This is a genomic window from Longitalea luteola (assembly GCF_017356035.1).
In the GTDB taxonomy this organism is placed as follows: Bacteria; Bacteroidota; Bacteroidia; order Chitinophagales; family Chitinophagaceae; genus Niastella; species Niastella luteola.
This window is the reverse complement of sequence record NZ_JAFIQX010000003.1, coordinates 82,776-100,347: the sequence shown is the minus strand read 5'-3', so window position 1 is coordinate 100,347 and position 17,572 is coordinate 82,776. Positions and strand designations below refer to the sequence as shown.

The following is a 17,572-nucleotide window of genomic DNA, read 5'->3' as shown; positions in this document are numbered from 1 at the left end:
AAGCTACAGGTCTATAAAAAAGTTTAAAACTATGGCATGGCAATCATCGATAGGAGAACACCTCTAACCGGTTATTGCGCAACACGTACAGATTACCGGGTGTGATCTTTATCTTTTGTGCATCCTGCATGGCAACCGGGATCGGAAAGTTCTGCAGATTCAGTGTACCGGATTCATAACGATACAACATATTAGCATCTCTTCCATACATGGCATTTCCTATAACGGTAAAATCGGTCCACCCTTTCAGTTGAATGCGGTTCTTGAACGCTCCGTAATAATCGAACAGGTAAACGCCTTTCAATGAATCGTATATATATACCAACCGGTTCTGGTCAACAATGAACTGCGGGGAAGGAACTGAATCTACGATCAGCCTGAAATCGGTCGATTGGTCGATCACGCGGCCGTCTTCCCCCACCCGTTTCAATTTGCTTTCCAGTTCGTCATATACCCAGATATTGTTATCGTATGCCTGACCAATGGCATTCACCTGGAATAGCTGTTGTTTGCGAAGATCTATGGTTGCCCGGGTGTTCAAAAACCGGTCCAAAACAACGATGGTCCCAAAGTCGCGGTAGTATAACAGAACCCTTAGGGGATTCGTAACGTCCATTAAATACAGCTTTCCATATTGCCGCACGTTATTGAATACGGCAATAGAATCACCGGCGGGCCCCATTTTCTTTATTTGCCCGGTATTGTTCAAAACATACAGGTTACCGAGGTTATCAACGGTAAAATCGGTCACCTGCTCACCCGCCAGTTTACTGAACACGAAAAATGTGTCTGAGGCCGGCGTTACGGTTTGTGCGCTGGTAATTTTACTGCAAAAAATAAAAACGATCAGTATAATGCCTGTTCGATACACTATTGGCGAATGATTTTGTTTTCCAGTTCAGGATAACGGGTACAGAGGGATAAATGTTGTCCATCAAAAACAGCATACGTATAATACCTGATCCAGTCTCCCAGGTTAATATACCGGCTGCCGCCTTTTAAATTGAAATCGATGGGCAGGTGCCGGTGGCCGAACACCAGGTAATCATAATGCTCTTCCTTCAGTATGTCCTTGCAATAGGTGATCAGCCACTCTCCTTCTTCTCCATAAAATGCAGCATCGGCCGATCCGGTTACCGTACGGCTTCTGCGGCTGAGATAGTTGGCCAATCCCATGCCGATATACGGCGGTAAAATGCCAAATAGCCACTGGCAAACAGGGCTCCTGAAGATCTTCTTCATGAATTTATACCCATGATCACCGGGCCCTAATCCATCACCATGACCTATCCAGAATTTTTTATGGTTAAATTCAAATGCGCGGGGTTCAAAATAAACGGGAATATTCAGTTCCTGCTGAAAGTAATTCTTCATCCACATGTCATGGTTGCCTACGAAAAAATGAATGGGAATACCTGAATCGGTGATTTCGGCTAGTTTTCCGAGTAAGCGTACATAGCCACGGGGTACAACGGTACGGTATTCATACCAGAAATCGAACATATCGCCCACGATAAATATGACGGCTGCATCTTTCCTGATCTCTTCCAGGAATTCGACAATGCGCTTTTCGCGCACCAGGCTCGATGCATGATCAGGAACACCTAAGTGAAAGTCGGAGAGGAAGTATATCTTTTTACCAGGATTCAATTTCTTAAGTTCTTCGTTTTCGGTTCTTTTGGGTACGTTACCGGCCTCAGGTTACATGGTTTAAAACCTGCTTTCCGAGTGCTGTTTGTGTTTCATTGGCAAATTAGCACATCAGCACATTATTTCCCTATTCCCATCTTATAAGCTACGAAATCGCCCGATTCAATACGGGGCCGGTTGGTGATCGGTCGGTTATACCAATACATCCAAGCAACAACAGTGCTGTTCTTGAATAATACATGAACCGGTTCCCTCCTGAATAAAGGCACTTCGCCTGGTTCAACGATCAGGCCTTCATAATCATCGATCACTTCCATTGCCTGGTCAAACTCTTCGATGTTTGCAATATGGTATACTTCGCCGATGATCAAATGGTCTTCTGTACAGGGAACCGCGCCCGGATACTGGCCCATATCGTACAGGTTGCCTTGAATGGCGCCCATTCCATCAAGCACAAAATACCGGGTTATATGAGATAAAATGGGGTTCAGCAGCCCACTTCTGAGCGAGCCATAAACAAATAGCCGGTAAATGTTAGGTTGCATGAGATAAGTTTCGTGAATCGTGAATCGTCAACCAGCCTGCCGACTGGCAGGTCGTGAATAGCTTCCGACGTTCGAAATAAATGGCTGATCCTGCGCCCCAAAATTCTTGTCGATTGCCGATTGCCGATTATTGATCAACCAGAAATACGTATACTTCTTTAGGACCATGCACTCCCACGACCAGCATTTTTTCAATATCGGCGGTGCGGCTCGGACCCGTTGCAAATGTGATCAACGAAGGAAGATTACCAGCGTATTTTTCCCTGGCACTTGCTAATGCATCCTTTACATCGTACACCAGCTGACTGGTATGGGCAATGCATATGTGCACAGGTGCATATACACTTACTGTACGGCCGCTTTCCTGGGCAGCCGACATAACAATACTACCAGTGCGGGCTACCAGCCATTCGCAGCTGGTGATAGCGGTATCACAGGTTGACAGGTCGTTGTAGGAGTAATTGTTGAATTGATTTTCTGCCAGGGTTTTGCGCAGGCCTTCTTCTTTGCAGTAAACCTTGTCCCACTTGTTGGCTGCAACAACCTTGTTCAGCTGGCTTGCCAGCTCTTTGTAGTTCTCGCAAAAAACAAATTTGCCCTGAAGATTGGTAAAGCGCTGGGCAAATTCAAGGCCCAGATCCTGGGTTGAAGGCTGATATACAGAATCGCTGCCTTCGCTTTGTGGAAAAGGGAGAGGCGTTGGGTTACCCAACGCCTTTCTTATTTTTTTAAAAATATTTTCTTTAGCCGGAGAAACATTCATGATATTATGTAGCTGGATGATTGGTTACATTACTGTCATAAGGAGGTACTCCTTCGCTGATGGCGCCTTCGGCATGGCCCTCGCCATCAACATCAAGTGTTTTTTTATCGGTGAAGGGTCTTTTACCGATCAACGCTTCTACATCACTCTGGAACAATACTTCTTTTTCGAGTAAGGCTTCGGCCAGCTTTTCCACCTGAACCTTTTTCTCGGTAAGTAATTTTTTTGTTTTCTCGTACGCCTCATCGATCAGCTTACGCACCTCTTCATCTATAAGTTTGGAAGTTTCCTCGGAGTATGGCTTGGTAAATGAATTCTCCTGGGCAGGATCGTAAAAACTTACATTGCCCACTTTATCATTCATACCGTATATAGTAACCATCGAATAAGCTATCCGGGTAATCTGCTGCAGGTCGTTCTGGGCGCCGGTAGATATTTTATGGAAGAAAATATCTTCACTGGCCCTTCCGCCCAGGGTCATACAGATCTGGTCCATTAACTGATCGGTATTGTACAGGTACTGCTCTTTCGGCGTGTACTGTGCGTACCCCAGGGCGGCAACACCTCTTGGTACGATCGTCACTTTCAGTAATGGATACGCATGCTCGAGGAACCAGCCGCAAATAGCGTGTCCGGCTTCGTGGTAAGCAATGATGCGTTTTTCGTCGGGAGAAATGATCTTGTTCTTCTTTTCCAAACCACCGATCACGCGGTCAACAGCGTCCTGGAAGTCGTCCATTTCCACAGACTGCTTGCCTTTTCGGGCAGCAATCAGGGCGGCCTCATTACATACGTTGGCGATGTCGGCGCCGGCAAAACCTGGTGTTTGTTCTGCCAGTTTATGTATATCTACTTTTTCAGAGATCTTGATCGGTTTCAGGTGCACTTTAAAGATGTGCTCACGGCCTTTCAGATCGGGTTTGTCGATAGAGATCTGACGGTCGAAACGGCCCGGGCGTAACAGCGCGCTGTCCAGTACATCGGGGCGGTTGGTAGCAGCCAGTACGATGATGCCGCTTTCGCCGCTAAAACCATCCATTTCAACCAGTAACTGGTTCAGGGTGCTTTCCCTTTCGTCGTTGCTCATGATCGCATTTTTACCGCGAGCACGGCCTATAGCATCAATTTCATCAATGAAAATGATACAGGGCGATTTTTCGCGTGCCTGCTTGAACAGGTCGCGAACACGGCTGGCGCCCACCCCAACAAACAGTTCCACAAAGTCACTACCGCTCATGCTGAAGAAAGGAACCTGCGCTTCACCGGCCATGGCTTTTGCCAGCAGGGTCTTACCGGTTCCGGGAGGACCTACCAGCAATGCTCCTTTGGGTATTTTACCACCGAGTGAAGTATATTTTTTAGGATTCTTTAAAAAATCAACGATCTCCATTACCTCTACCTTGGCTTCATCGAGGCCGGCTACATCGGCAAAGGTGATGTTCACTTTAGTGCCTTTATCGAACAGGGTAGCTCTTGATTTTCCGATGTTGAAGATCCCACCGGGGCCACTGCCGCCGGAAGCACCGCCACCCATCTTTCGCATTAACATTACCCATATAAGCACTATAACTACAAGGGGTAATAAGAATTGAATGATTGAACCGAACCATTCCCCTTCCTGGATGGGAATATTGGGAACCCGGTTCAGTTCGGGATGTTTATCGAAATAAGCGTTCAGCTCTTTATTGAAGTCGTCGGCTTTTATGACCTTGAATTCAAAATGCGGGCCTTTATCACCAACACTGGTCCAGTTATTCTTCGAAAGCTGGTCTTTGTATTTCTCTAACCGGTCTTTCTTTATAAAAACCCGAACTGTATTTTTATTGGTAACTGTATTGAGCTTCTCTACATCCCCATTATCCAACATCTTGTAAAATTCCAGGTCGGTAATGGTTTTAGCATCCGGAGCAAAGGAACCAAATAATTGAAAGCCTACTAAAACAGCGAAAATAATAGCCCAAACCCAGTAAATATTGAATTTAGGACCTTTTCGCTGGCCACCGTCGTCGCGGGGACGTAAGCGGGGGAAATTGCGGTCGTTCTGTCTTGACTCGTCCTGTGACATATATTGTTGCTTGTCCTTGGTTTTTCTATTTAATATAATTAATGATCGATGGCCTCCAATTGTTCGCCTAAAAAGCTGTTAGTTAATGATTATTTCGCACAAAGCCGCATTTTAACATTAATTTTTGCAGAGGAGCTTTAATATTCTTCACCTTCGGCGTCATTCCACATCTCTTCCAGCTTATAGAACTTGCGGGTTTCAGGCTGCATTACGTGTACTACGACGTTTACATAATCGATTAGTACCCAGTGAGCTGCCTGATGTCCTTCACTATGATAGGGGGTTTCCTGGACTGTTTTTTTAACATGTTCTTCCACAAAGTCAGCGATGGCTTTTACCTGGGTAGTACTGCTGGCTTCGCAAATAATAAAAAAGTCGGCAACAGCTTCGGGAATTTTTCGCAGATCCAACGAAACGATATTGTCTCCCTTTTTTTCTTTTATGGCGTGAATGATAGCTTTAAAAATCTTTGAATTTTTTGTTAACCTGGCTACACTTTTTCGCTTACGACGGGTAGCTAAGAATGAAACTTGTTCCAATAATCCTGTGTTTTAATGATCAATTGTGTTTATTCATTCGGTAGTGAGGAGGCTGTTTTCAGACTCGATCCTTCCCTGACCCGGGGAACTGACTACAGGTATTTAAAATACGAATAAATCCGCTTATAACAACATTTCTCTGCCTAAACCCTCAACGGTAATTCCTAAATTCGCGCATCCCAAAAATAATAATCTTTTGGCACATCCTGGTCACAGAAGCCCCATTGGTCATTCATATATAATATTACCAACAATAGACAGCACCAACAACTATGCCATGCGGCAAATACAAGCCGGATTGGCAACCCATGGCACAGTCTGGTTCGCGCTGGAACAAACTGCCGGCAAAGGACAGCGTGGAAAAAGCTGGTTAACAACCGCTAATCAGAATATCATGCTCAGCGTGGCTATTACCCCGGACTTATTACCCACCCGCCAGTTCTGGCTGTCTGCAACAGTTGCCCTCGCCTGCTATGATTTTTATAAAAAATATGCCGGGGATGAAACCCGTATAAAATGGCCCAATGATGTTTATTGGCGTGACAGAAAGGCAGGAGGCATCCTGATAGAAAATGTATTCCGGGGGTCAGATTGGCTATATGCCGTGGTAGGCATAGGCATTAACATTAACCAGGTTCTTTTCGACACGGCGCTGCCGAATCCTGTATCCCTGAAACAGATCACAGGGAAGGATTTTGACCCAACTGAAATGGGCAGGGAACTGTGCCAGGCCCTTGAAAACCGTTACCAGGTTCTGCGGGCCGGCAACACAGTCATCATGCAGGAATATCAACAGGCGCTGTACAAATTGCATCAACCGGTTACTTTGAAAAAAGGCACTGCTTCGTTTGAAACTACCATTACGGGCGTTTCTGACAGCGGACAGCTATTAACGAAGGACGTCACTGACCGGGCGTTTGACTTTGGCGAAGTGGAATTCGTAATTCGATAATTTGAAAATGTGATAACTCGATAACAGAAACAATGGCACTGAAAAATCGGAACTGATAATGAATAAAAAAGGCCTTTCTATGAAAGACCTTTTTTATCACATTAGCTAATTATCACAACTTGTCCCGCGCTGCGGGGTTATCATATCAGTGTTTCTTCGCTACCTGAAATACCCGCGACAGATTGAACCCAAAGCGGATATCCCCTTTCCAGAAATCATCGTAAGTTCCGGTAATGAACGCTTTTTCATTCATACCGGTGCTGTTGCTAAAGTGTAACTGAAATACGTGGCCGCCGGTTTCAATGTCAAAACCAACTGATAAAGGATCTTTTGTCCCGGGTTCACGGCCAGCCAGGATCGGGTGATAATCTACGACAAAAGCTGTGCGTTTGGATAGTTTAAGCCGGCCGCCTATGCCCAAAGCCCAGGTATTATTTTCATCATCGGCATTGGCCACCAGGTTGCGATGCACGAAAATAGGGCTCACCTGCAGGCTGAAGGCATTGCTGAACTTGCGGCCTATGATCACTTCATGATAATAACCAACACGGGATGAAAATTTGTTCTTGCGGGTGGTATCTGCCCAGGGCATGGTATGAACGGTAACGCCCGATACCCAAATTACAGATACCGGGGAACCGCCATTAACGCTTTGACGTATGGGCCGCCATTTTATAAAGCCATCCAGTTCTTTATTAAGCGTGCTTCTGCCGGCACCTACCATTAAATTACTCGTGATGCCATAATCGAGACCTATACGCATACTGGCCTGATCCAAACCAAACAGTTCCCTGGCCCCGTCGTTCAACAGACCAAAGCGGTGCAGGATACGCACATCCAGCACGCCTTTGCCTAACAGCTCCATTGACTGGCCGTTAATTACACGGGTTGATTTAAAAGCGGCAGCCGCCCATTCTGTTTTAATATCTCGCGATGAATCTACCAGTTTCAGCAGGTCCTGGTCCTGGGCTTTTATAGCGTTGCCTGTTAAAAAAATAACACAGGCAAAAAACAGTATCCGGGTTATTTTAGTCATATCGTGCTTGGTTTATTTTAGTTAGCAGTAATCAGTGTGAAATCAGCTAGTGGCTGGTAGTAACGTGACTTGCCACTAGCTCTTCAATGGGTCCAGTGTACAGTTTACGGTAATGGTCACTGTATTCGACATATTCTCTTTTACAAGATTAGGAATGCTGATATTGTAATCAGACATCAGGATGGTAAATACAGCATTGGTCAGCAGTTTGCCATTCTTCACGTTGATCTTTCCGTCAGTTTCCACATCTCTGGTTTGCCCATGCATGGTAAGTTTGCCTTTTACATGCGCTTTGTATTCGCCGTCTTTGGCATAAGCTATGTCATTATTGTTTACGATCTGCCCCCGGAATTCTGCTTTGGGATATTTATCGCTCTCCACATAATTTTCATTGAAGTGTTCCTGCATCAATGCTTTTTTAAATTCAAAACCTTTCATCAGCACGGCAAATTGCACGGCGCCGGTTTTGGAATCGAGCACGCAGGTAACACTGCGGTGGCTGGCCTGGATAGTTTCAATATTGCCTTTTGATACAAAACTTATCGATCCGCTTTTGGTAAAGTATTTCTCCTGCGCTGACAGTGAGGCGGTAATTAAAAAGAAGCTTAAAGAAATGATGCCTTTCCTTATCCGGTGGTTCATTGTAAGAATATTTGGTTTTATGAATGGCTTAATCGGTGATAACGCAACGGTTCAGTTGTACATCTGACCCCAGCAGCCCGGTCTCATCTTTTGAAAATCCGGTAATGGCGCCTTTTACGGTTATCAGCGCCCCCCGTTGCAATGAAGCGGTCTTTGCATGAGCGCTGCTGTCTAATACACAGCGCACGCCCGACATATTGGTAGTGTCACCCAAAACGATGGTACCGGCCCCTTCGCCTGATTCAATATCTTTTACCATTCCTTTTACGGCGACTATCCTGTTCAGGTACTTTTTATTGGCCGAATCTTCGTTACTAACGAATTCATTGATCAAAGCAGTGGCATTTACTGAATAATCGGCACGAACATCTTGAAGCCCCTGAACTGTCCTGTTATATTGATACCATGCATAAGCAGCAACGGCCAGTATAACAACTACTATACCACCAATGATCATTCTTTTTATACTCATGAAAAAAGTGCTGTTTAGTTATCGGGAGCGCCTGCATCTACCCAGCAGCGTATGGTCTTTATCTCGCTGGCCGAAAGCGTTCCATCTTTTGGCATAGAACGTGAAACAACCGCCAACTTGATATCTCCGGCAACATTTTTAATTTGTGTATATGAGGTCAGGGCACCGGGACCATGGGTGCTTCCTGCTGCATGACAATCGGGAATTGCGCAACTGGTTTGGATAATTGGAATTACATCTGCCGAAAACGAGGGCGCAGGCCCATTACAGCTATTGCCATATAAGATCTCTTCCTTGTCATTAACACAACCTAAAAACAAAAAGATACCGGTTAAAAGAACCGACAGTTTCTTTATCATAATACAACAATTAAGTTAACGCTGCACCACCACAGTACTGCATAGAATTGTCAAATACACACTGTATTGCAATGGCGGGTGTATACATACAAATGCTATGGAGTTGTACGATTAACCGTAAGTTTTGGTTGCCTGCAGACGTTTTCATAATTGTTGTTATAGGTTACATCATGCCCTGATACATGAAAAACCCTGTCCTTAAAAGGACAGGGTAACCAAACCCTAAAACTAAAAAATAACCCATATAGAAGCACACCGTTCACACGGTGTACTTACTTAGTTTGTAGCCAGGCATCCTGGCCACCATTCACGGGTTCTTTTATTATGTGCTGGTGTAGGAGCAGCCGGCATCTGTAACCCCGGCAACAGGTACTAAGCCTTTCCTGAGGTTATAAGATGCAATACGACAACACAGGAAACATAGTTGCCCCGGCTTCTATAATTGGCGCTTCGGCTTTTATGCGTATAGAAAACCGGTTAGCGGCAACCCGGGTTACAACAATGCGGAAATTGGGGGCAGGTTAAAATAAGGCTGTAATGGTAATTACCAGGTCCCTTCTGAAATTGCTTTAAAGTTCAGGTACTTAACAGTAAATTTGGTGAAAGATTTACTAACTGTACATGACGGAAAAGAATCAATTGTATAGAAAAAAGATCATCAAGCATCTTTATTTTTCTAATATGCTTTCCTGTGCTGACCTCAGCGAGAAGATCAATAAAAGTTTACCCGTTACAACCAAAATGCTGGGAAAGCTTATTGAGGAAGGCTGGGTGGTGGAAACCGGATATGCCGCCTCAACCGGCGGCAGACGCGCCGTTATGTATTCACTTAAACCGGATGTCCTGTATATCGTATCGGTGGCAATGGATCAGCTCATCACCCGGATTGCCATCTTGAATATGCAGAACACCCAGGTAATTACTACTGAAGTCTTTGAACTGCCCTTACCCAGAAATCCCGGGGCGTTGGCAACGCTTACCGAAAAGATCGACGAAGTAATAAACCGGTCAGGGATTGCCCGAAACAATATAGCCGGCGTAGGTATTGGTATGCCTGGTTTTGTTGATGCCAATAAAGGGCAGAACTATACATTTCTTGAGCCGGAACAAGGTACGGTTACCCAATACATTGCTGCAAGGATCAAATTGCCGGTATTTATCGACAACGACTCAAGGCTGATCGCTTTGGCCGAGCTTATGTTTGGCGCTGCGCGGGGTAAAAAAAATGCCATGGTCATAAACGTAGGTTGGGGAGTAGGGTTAGGGATGATCCTGAATGGCGAGCTGTTCAGAGGACATAATGGATTTGCCGGCGAATTCAGCCATATTCCGCTTTTTTTGAACAATAAACTATGCAGCTGCGGCAAGAGCGGCTGTCTTGAAACCGAAACCTCCCTGCTGGTAGTTATTGAAAAAGCCAACAAAGGGTTGAAGGAAGGAAAGATCTCACTGTTACATGAGTTGTCGGTAGAACATGCAGAGCAGGCTTTTCAGGAAATCATCAAAGCGGCCGGTAAGGGCGATAAATTCGCCGTTGAAATATTGTCGGGATCGGGTTATAATATCGGTAGAGGCGTAGCCATTTTAATTCATTTGCTCAATCCTGAACTGGTGATCCTGAGCGGACGCGGTTCTTCGGCGGGTAAAATATGGCAGGCGCCTATTCAACAGGCATTGAATGAACATTGTATTCCCCGCCTGGCTTCCAATACCGAGATCGTAATTTCTTCCCTGGGATACCAGGCTGAAATAACGGGTGCTGCGGCACTCGTTATGGAGAATTTCGAAAGAAGTGATCTTAAGAAGGAGCTGATTCAGTCAGGAGTGATAGCGAAGTAATCGACTTTAAACAAGAGGTATAACAGGGGCGATCACATGCTGCTATTTAAGGCCATCTCGTCTGCTGATAGGTGCTAAACTGCGCAATTAAATAAGCGTAGACGTTATTTATTAATGAAGAGCAATATGAAACCAAACGTGGTTATTACCTGACCAATCCAAAAAAGAAACATCCATTTAATTAATTCAGCTTTTGTAGTTTCGATTTTTGCATTTGTAATTCCGATCTCCCGGGTCAGGTCTGCTTTTGTGCATCCGATTTCCCGCGCCAGATCTTCCTTCGTAGCAAGTATTGAAGTTTTTGTGTCCACCTCGCAGCTAATTTTTTCTTCTATAAAGGTAGTCAAATTCTCGGCGGTTTCACGCCCCGGTTTAATGGACACCAGTTCATAAAGTTTGGTAATGGTAATTGCAGGCATAAAGTATTAATGGATCATAAATTTAGCCATTAATACTAATATAATTAGTTTTTAGAGTTATTGATATCAATCAAGTTATTTGACCGCCTCAACAATTTCCTCCGCATGCTGTTTGTTCTTGGGACGCAGAAAAATCTTACTTATAATGCCTTTTTCATTGATCACAAAAGTAGTGCGGTGAACGCCCATATATTTATTACCGAACATTTGCTTTTCGCCCCAAACCCCGTACTTATTTATAACCGTATGGCTCGGGTCGGCTAGTAAAGTGAAGGGCAGATTGAACTTCGTCTCAAACTTTTTGTGGCTTTTTTCATCATTCGGACTGACCCCAATCACTTCAAATCCATTCTTCTTTAATAAAGCATAATTATCGCGCAGATTGCAGGCCTGTACTGTACAGGTGGGCGTATCGTCTTCGGGATAAAAGTACAGTACCAGTTTTTTCCCTTTGAATTCGCTGAGCGATACTTTTTTACCGTTCTGGTCTTTTCCGCTAAATGCCGGCGCTTTATCCCCTTCTTTTAAGGTAATCATAGTATGCAAATTAGCTAATTTGCTAAAATGCCAATGCGACGATCGCGACACATAAAACAAGACCGGGTCTTTCTGCGGAAACCCCGGTTCTGACAACAAAGCGCATAACTTATTCCGACCGGTCCGGTCAGGGCATTACCGAATTACCGTAAACGTTCTTTCGGTTACATTGCCCGCTTCGTCTTCTGCATGGATCATAAGCTCATGCCGGCCCGACATAAACTTTTCATCAAAAAAATACAGGAAGGTTTTTCCTTTGTCGTTCGTAAACCGCAGCCATTGTCCATCCAGTTCGGCCCGAACGTTTTTATATTTCTCCAAATTATCATTTACGGTAAATGCAATACGGGTAGCTTTGGCCAGGTTCGATCCGTCTGTAAAGCCAATCGGAACGATCACCGGCGGTTGGGTATCCAGTACCAGTTGGTAATTGCCGAAATCCCTGAACCGGGCAGATGCCCAGTTGCCCTGCCATTGCACTTTCTGCACATCTTCTTTGGTACCGGTAAACCACTGCATCACTGTGCGTGACCGTTCAGCATCGGTCAATGTGCGGTTGGGCTGTATCCGTACAAGCAATGAATCGCGTAACGGAATATAAGGCGCCCCGATCGTATGGATCGACGATACTACCTGACTATTGGTGTTTGCCGACTTATTGTATCGAATGTGCACCGAATCGTATAAACAGCGCTCGCCTATGTAAAACTCACATTCGGGGCTTTCAAAACCATCCATCATCAATGGATAGAACTTCTTAGCTGATGGCTCCGGCGCTTCCGCATCAGCCCCATTATATTGAATTTTATAGTTTAGTGTGCTGGTATTGCCGCTGGCATCTTTTACTTTGATAGAAACCGCATGCACAGCGCCGTCACTTAGATCAATAGCGCCCGTATTGCGGTTATGCCTGTAAACACTATTCGTATAGCCGGGCAATTGGGCCAAATGCTGCAGGTAAGGGCCACCCTGGTATTTGGTTTTATAATCTATATGAGCATTCAGGTCGCGGGTATCGTTGTAACTGATATTATCCATTCTGAAACCGATCACCGGTTCTTCATCGATCAGCAGCGTTGATTCATAAATGCCATTCAGATTCGACGATCCGGTTTGGGTATCGTATGCGCCAATGGCAAAACTTACCAGTGGCGAGGAAACCGTAATTACCGCAGGCGTGGGCATATAGGTAGAAGCCGAAATGGCCCTTACGGGAAATATTCTCGGAGATTGTTCATAAACGCTCCGGGTTCTGTCATACACCGCCAAGCGCAGCAGTTTGGGTGGAACATTATCCGCTACCGGAAAACCAAACAGGAAAGGGTTCACATTCACGTCGCCGTCTGTACGCCTGATCTCAAAATGCAGGTGCGGTGCTTGCGAACCACCGGTATTGCCACTATAGGCCAGGAAATCTCCTTTTTTAACCGGAAAAAGATCGGCAGGCAATTCGAGCAAAACCTTCCACGATTGCTTTTCATATTGCTGGTCTTTTACCCATTTTTCAAGCGTAGGATTGAATGTATTCAAATGCGCATATAACGTCGTAAAGCCATTGGGATGGTTGATGTATATCGCCCGGCCAAAACCATAGGGTTCTATTTTAATGCGACTGATGTATCCGTCGGCTGCCGCATATACCGGCAGGTTTTCCCGCGCGTTTGTTTTTACATCAAATCCCATATGGTAGTGGTTGGGCCGCAATTCACCAAAGTTGCCGGCTAAACGCATCGGTATCGCCAGCGGATTACGGAAATATCCCTGCGGATAGCTGGCAGGGGGAAACAACTGGGCAACCAGCGTGGAGCTTTTCAACAACAGGAGCAATGTTATAATTCTCATAGGTTCTTTTGACTTGAATGATCACAAACTGTTTACAGCGCTGGCCCCGACTGCATCGGGGCGTTGATAAGGTTGCAAAACTAAGTGGTTGGCGATAACCGGTAAAATGTTATAAAAAATTAACGTCATAAAAGCCGGCACCTTAACATGTGAATACGTGCAGAAAATGCAATATTAAAAAAATATTAAGACGGGTTACCTGCATAGATAAACCAGAATAAAAAGAAATGAACCACCAGGTATTTTAAGGTGTTAATATTTAAAAAATACCCACATAGTGGTACGATTTTTATAAACATTGGAACAGCATTTGGCGTATATATGTTGTCTTAAAAGGAATAGTATTCGATAATTTCTACAAACTCGGTAGTATGAAAACGCTTAGGAATAAGATGATACTGGTATTGGCTCTGTCGATCGGCACGATAGTAGGCATCTTTCGTGGAAATGAAGCTAAACAAAAATGGGTTTTCCGTATCAAAAGTCGTTTTGATGAAAAACGGCTGATGGCCGAACAAAAAAAACTGGTACGGGGCGGTGGCGTTGCACTTGATGACATTGAGTTAGCCGCTTTTCACAACAACTGATTTAATATAAATTTCAGCCAGCAATTCAAAGCCTTTGCCGGATGGCAGAGGCTTTTTTATTACTGAATTCTGAATTCTGAAATCTGAAGTATGAAGTCTGAGGTCTGAAAAGTCAATTTTTAAAATTAGCTTCTGACTTCTGGCCTCCGCACTTCGGACCTCCGACCTCCACCTTCTGACCACAAAAAACGTACTAACGACAATTCCTTTCTGGCTCATTCTGACTCATTTGTCCGTCCAGCGGCATCTCAACTACAAGATCCAATCTGCAGGATTCCGGCCTCCGGCTTCTGACTGCCCAGTTCCGGCTTTCGGCTTCTTCTAAAAATAATCCGTAAAATTCCCTTCGCTGCCTTACTTTTGCGCAATTTATCCCGCCGATATCACCTCAGCATTGAGGCAAAACGGCTCAGGGGGAAGGTTTAACAAGGTTGTTAATTAAAAAAAATCGCTCTTTACTCAAAATGCCAAAAGACACTTCTATCAAGTCAGTACTAATTATCGGTTCAGGTCCCATTATTATCGGCCAGGCGTGTGAATTTGACTATTCCGGTTCACAGGCGGCCCGTAGTATCCGGGAAGAAGGAATTAAAGTAATTCTCATCAACAGTAATCCTGCTACCATCATGACCGACCCTATGATGGCCGACAAGGTTTACCTGTTGCCACTGACGGTAGAGAGCATTGAGCAAATACTGGAAGAAAACCAGATTGATGCGGTGCTACCGACCATGGGGGGACAAACAGCCTTAAACCTGGCGAAAGAAGCAGCGGAACTGGGTGTGTGGGAAAAATACAACGTTCGATTGATCGGGGTTGATATTGCCGCCATCGATACCGCTGAAGACCGGGAAAAATTCCGGCAGCTGATGTTCAAAGTAGGCGTACCGGTTGCTCCTTCAAGAGTGGCCAACTCCCTGCTCGAAGGAAAGGAATTTGCCCAGGAGATCGGTTTTCCGCTCGTAATTCGCCCTTCATTCACCCTTGGCGGAACCGGCGGCGGATTCGTTCACGACAAATCTGAACTGGAAGCTGCCCTCGACAGAGGTTTGAAAGCTTCTCCCATACATGAGGTGCTGGTGGAAAAAGCTGTATTGGGCTGGAAAGAATATGAACTGGAGCTTTTGCGCGACAAAAATGATAACGTAGCTATCATTTGTACGGTTGAGAATCTTGACCCGATGGGTGTACATACCGGCGACTCCATCACTGTTGCACCGGCCATGACATTAAGCGATACCGCCTTCCAGGATATGCGTAACAAAGCCATTCTAATGATGCGCAGCCTGGGAAATTTTGCCGGCGGTTGTAACGTACAGTTCGCTTTGAATCCCGAAACAGAAGAATTGATCTCTGTTGAGATCAATCCCCGCGTGAGCCGGTCATCGGCGCTGGCATCCAAAGCCACCGGTTACCCGATCGCTAAAATAGCAGCCAAACTCGCCATCGGCTATACGCTCGATGAACTGAAGAACCAGATCACCAAAACCACTTCAGCTTATTTTGAGCCGGCGCTGGACTACGTGATCGTTAAAATGCCCCGCTGGAATTTCGATAAGTTCAAAGGCGCCAACGATACGCTCGGCTTACAAATGAAAAGTGTGGGCGAGGTAATGGCCATCGGCAGAAGTTTTGGTGAGGCCATTCAGAAAGCCTGCCAAAGCCTCGAGAACAATGCCGTTGGTTTGGGCTACTATGGAAAAAGCCAGATGCACGCGGAAGAGCTGATCGAATATATCAAGACCCCGAAATGGGACCGCATCTTCCGTATAAAAGATGCCCTCATGGGCGGTGTTTCTGTTGGAACCATTGCCAAAGCCACCGGCATCGACCGCTGGTTCATCAACGAGGTTAAAAAGATCGTGGACCTCGAAAAAGAGATCGCCAAATACAAAACAGCTACCCTGCCCATCGAATTACTTAAAGAAGCCAAATTCCAGGGCTTCAGCGATGAGCAGATCTGCCGCATCATGCAGGACGGTAGCGATGAAGAAATATACGCAAAACGTAAAGCAGCAGGCATCACCCGCGTATATAAAATGGTAGATACCTGCAGTGCCGAGTTTGAAGCCAAAACGCCTTACTTCTACTCTACTTTCGAATCGGGCAATTATAATGAAAGCAAGCCCAGCAATCGCCGGAAGGTGATCGTGCTCGGCTCAGGGCCCAACCGTATTGGACAGGGTATTGAGTTCGATTATTGCTGTGTGCACGGCCTGCTGGCGCTCAAAGAATGTGGTTACGAAGCCATCATGGTGAACTGTAACCCTGAAACCGTGTCTACCGATTTCGACATGGCCGATAAACTCTATTTTGAACCCGTATTCTGGGAGCACCTGTGGGAACTGATCGAACATGAAAAACCGGAAGGTGTGATCGTTCAGTTAGGCGGACAAACAGCCCTGAAGCTGGCAGAAAGATTAACCAAGAAGGGCGTTAAGATCATAGGCACTTCTTTCGACAGTATGGATATTGCAGAAGACCGCGGCCGTTTCAGCGACATGCTGAAAGAACTGGGCATTCCGTATCCTAACTACGGCACTGCTTATACGGTTGACGAAGCAGTTGAAGTTGCGAAAAAAGTGGGCTACCCGGTGCTGGTTCGCCCCAGTTATGTATTGGGTGGTCAGCGGATGCGCATCGTGATCAATGATGATGAACTGGAAAAAGCAGTAGTAAGTCTGCTGAAACATATCCCCGGCAACAAGATCCTGATCGATCACTTCCTCGATCGCTGCCAGGAGGCCGAAATTGACGCCATTTGCGACGGCGAGGAATTTCATGTGATGGGTGTAATGGAACATATTGAACCGGCCGGTATTCATAGCGGTGATAGCAATGCCGTGTTACCGCAGTTCAACCTGAGCCCCCTGATCGTTGAGACCATGGAAGAATACGCCCGCAAAATTGCTTTCAAATTAAATATCAAGGGTCTCATTAACATTCAGTTCGCTATCAAAGACGGCAAAGTGTATGTAATTGAAGCCAACCCGCGGGCATCACGTACGACACCCTTTATTGCCAAAGCCTACCAGATCCCCTATCTGAACGTGGCTACCAAGGTTATGCTCGGCGCCAATAAACTGCGTGACTTCAAATTCGTAAAACGCCTGAAGGGCTATGCGATCAAAGAGCCGGTGTTCAGCTTCGAAAAATTCCCTGGTGTTAATAAAGAGCTGGGGCCCGAAATGAAAAGTACCGGTGAGGCCATTCGCTTTATAAAAGACCTCCGCGATCCGTACTTCCGTCAGCTGTACAAAGACAGAAGTATGTATCTGAGTAAATAGTTGACGAGTTAACCAGTTGAACAGTTAACGAGTAAAAG

At 45.4% G+C, this 17,572-nt stretch carries 17 protein-coding genes; 4 read left to right on the top strand and 13 right to left on the bottom strand.

What is annotated here, in order from left to right; genetic code table 11:
* Positions 1-43: 43 nt before the first annotated feature.
* From JUB15_RS08960 to rsfS, 6 genes are all read right to left on the bottom strand, one after another.
* Positions 44-871 carry a hypothetical protein gene (locus JUB15_RS08960; RefSeq protein WP_207512142.1) on the bottom strand — a complete coding sequence of 276 codons (828 nt, stop codon included), beginning with the start codon at positions 869-871 and terminating at the stop codon, positions 44-46.
* Positions 871-1,650 carry a UDP-2,3-diacylglucosamine diphosphatase gene (locus JUB15_RS08955; RefSeq protein WP_207512141.1) on the bottom strand — a complete coding sequence of 260 codons (780 nt, stop codon included), beginning with the start codon at positions 1,648-1,650 and terminating at the stop codon, positions 871-873. The genes JUB15_RS08960 and JUB15_RS08955 overlap by 1 nt, the downstream gene beginning before the upstream one ends.
* A gap of 119 nt (positions 1,651-1,769) precedes the next feature.
* On the bottom strand, positions 1,770-2,195 hold the full coding sequence (locus JUB15_RS08950; RefSeq protein ID WP_207512140.1) for a gamma-glutamylcyclotransferase family protein: 426 nt from the start codon (positions 2,193-2,195) through the stop codon (positions 1,770-1,772).
* A gap of 127 nt (positions 2,196-2,322) precedes the next feature.
* A complete protein-coding gene (locus JUB15_RS08945) occupies positions 2,323-2,958 on the bottom strand; it encodes a LutC/YkgG family protein (protein ID WP_207512139.1) in 636 nt (211 codons plus the stop codon).
* Positions 2,959-2,962: 4 nt separating this feature from the next.
* Positions 2,963-5,023 carry an ATP-dependent zinc metalloprotease FtsH gene (ftsH, locus tag JUB15_RS08940; protein ID WP_207512138.1) on the bottom strand — a complete coding sequence of 687 codons (2,061 nt, stop codon included), beginning with the start codon at positions 5,021-5,023 and terminating at the stop codon, positions 2,963-2,965.
* A 137-nt stretch (positions 5,024-5,160) separates the two neighbouring features.
* Positions 5,161-5,562 (bottom strand): ribosome silencing factor, encoded by a 402-nt coding sequence (gene rsfS / locus JUB15_RS08935; protein WP_207512137.1) that lies wholly within the window; start codon positions 5,560-5,562, stop codon positions 5,161-5,163.
* A gap of 196 nt (positions 5,563-5,758) precedes the next feature.
* Here rsfS and JUB15_RS08930 point away from each other — a divergent pair, with 196 nt between their 5' ends.
* A complete protein-coding gene (locus tag JUB15_RS08930) occupies positions 5,759-6,514 on the top strand; it encodes a biotin--[acetyl-CoA-carboxylase] ligase (RefSeq protein WP_255539614.1) in 756 nt (251 codons plus the stop codon).
* 145 nt (positions 6,515-6,659) lie between these two features.
* Here the strand turns inward: JUB15_RS08930 and JUB15_RS08925 are convergent, their stop codons facing one another.
* The 4 genes from JUB15_RS08925 to JUB15_RS08910 all read right to left on the bottom strand — a co-directional run bounded on the left by JUB15_RS08925 (position 6,660) and on the right by JUB15_RS08910 (position 9,023).
* Positions 6,660-7,550 (bottom strand): DUF5777 family beta-barrel protein, encoded by an 891-nt coding sequence (locus tag JUB15_RS08925; RefSeq protein WP_207512135.1) that lies wholly within the window; start codon positions 7,548-7,550, stop codon positions 6,660-6,662.
* A 75-nt stretch (positions 7,551-7,625) separates the two neighbouring features.
* On the bottom strand, positions 7,626-8,192 hold the full coding sequence (locus JUB15_RS08920; protein ID WP_207512134.1) for a YceI family protein: 567 nt from the start codon (positions 8,190-8,192) through the stop codon (positions 7,626-7,628).
* A 28-nt stretch (positions 8,193-8,220) separates the two neighbouring features.
* On the bottom strand, positions 8,221-8,664 hold the full coding sequence (locus JUB15_RS08915; RefSeq protein ID WP_207512133.1) for an OB-fold protein: 444 nt from the start codon (positions 8,662-8,664) through the stop codon (positions 8,221-8,223).
* Positions 8,665-8,678: 14 nt separating this feature from the next.
* Positions 8,679-9,023, bottom strand: coding sequence for a hypothetical protein (locus JUB15_RS08910; protein WP_207512132.1), 345 nt, complete (start codon positions 9,021-9,023; stop codon positions 8,679-8,681).
* Positions 9,024-9,644: 621 nt separating this feature from the next.
* On the opposite strand from JUB15_RS08910, the gene JUB15_RS08905 reads away from it, so the two are divergent.
* Positions 9,645-10,862: an ROK family transcriptional regulator gene (locus JUB15_RS08905; protein WP_207512131.1), complete on the top strand. Its 1,218-nt coding sequence runs from the start codon at positions 9,645-9,647 to the stop codon at positions 10,860-10,862.
* A 104-nt stretch (positions 10,863-10,966) separates the two neighbouring features.
* Here JUB15_RS08905 and JUB15_RS08900 read toward each other — a convergent pair whose 3' ends face one another.
* The 3 genes from JUB15_RS08900 to JUB15_RS08890 form a co-directional block, all read right to left on the bottom strand.
* Positions 10,967-11,281 (bottom strand): hypothetical protein, encoded by a 315-nt coding sequence (locus JUB15_RS08900; RefSeq protein ID WP_207512130.1) that lies wholly within the window; start codon positions 11,279-11,281, stop codon positions 10,967-10,969.
* 75 nt (positions 11,282-11,356) lie between these two features.
* A complete protein-coding gene (bcp, locus tag JUB15_RS08895; RefSeq protein ID WP_207512129.1) occupies positions 11,357-11,818 on the bottom strand; it encodes a thioredoxin-dependent thiol peroxidase in 462 nt (153 codons plus the stop codon).
* 135 nt (positions 11,819-11,953) lie between these two features.
* On the bottom strand, positions 11,954-13,660 hold the full coding sequence (locus JUB15_RS08890) for a M23 family metallopeptidase (protein ID WP_207512128.1): 1,707 nt from the start codon (positions 13,658-13,660) through the stop codon (positions 11,954-11,956).
* Between the two features lie 371 nt (positions 13,661-14,031).
* Between JUB15_RS08890 and JUB15_RS08885 the strand changes: the two genes are divergently transcribed.
* Positions 14,032-14,247, top strand: coding sequence for a hypothetical protein (locus JUB15_RS08885; RefSeq protein WP_207512127.1), 216 nt, complete (start codon positions 14,032-14,034; stop codon positions 14,245-14,247).
* Positions 14,248-14,711: 464 nt separating this feature from the next.
* Entirely contained in the window at positions 14,712-17,534 is a 2,823-nt protein-coding gene (gene carB / locus JUB15_RS08880; RefSeq protein ID WP_207512126.1) for a carbamoyl-phosphate synthase large subunit, read from the top strand.
* The last annotated feature ends 38 nt before the right edge of the window (positions 17,535-17,572 follow it).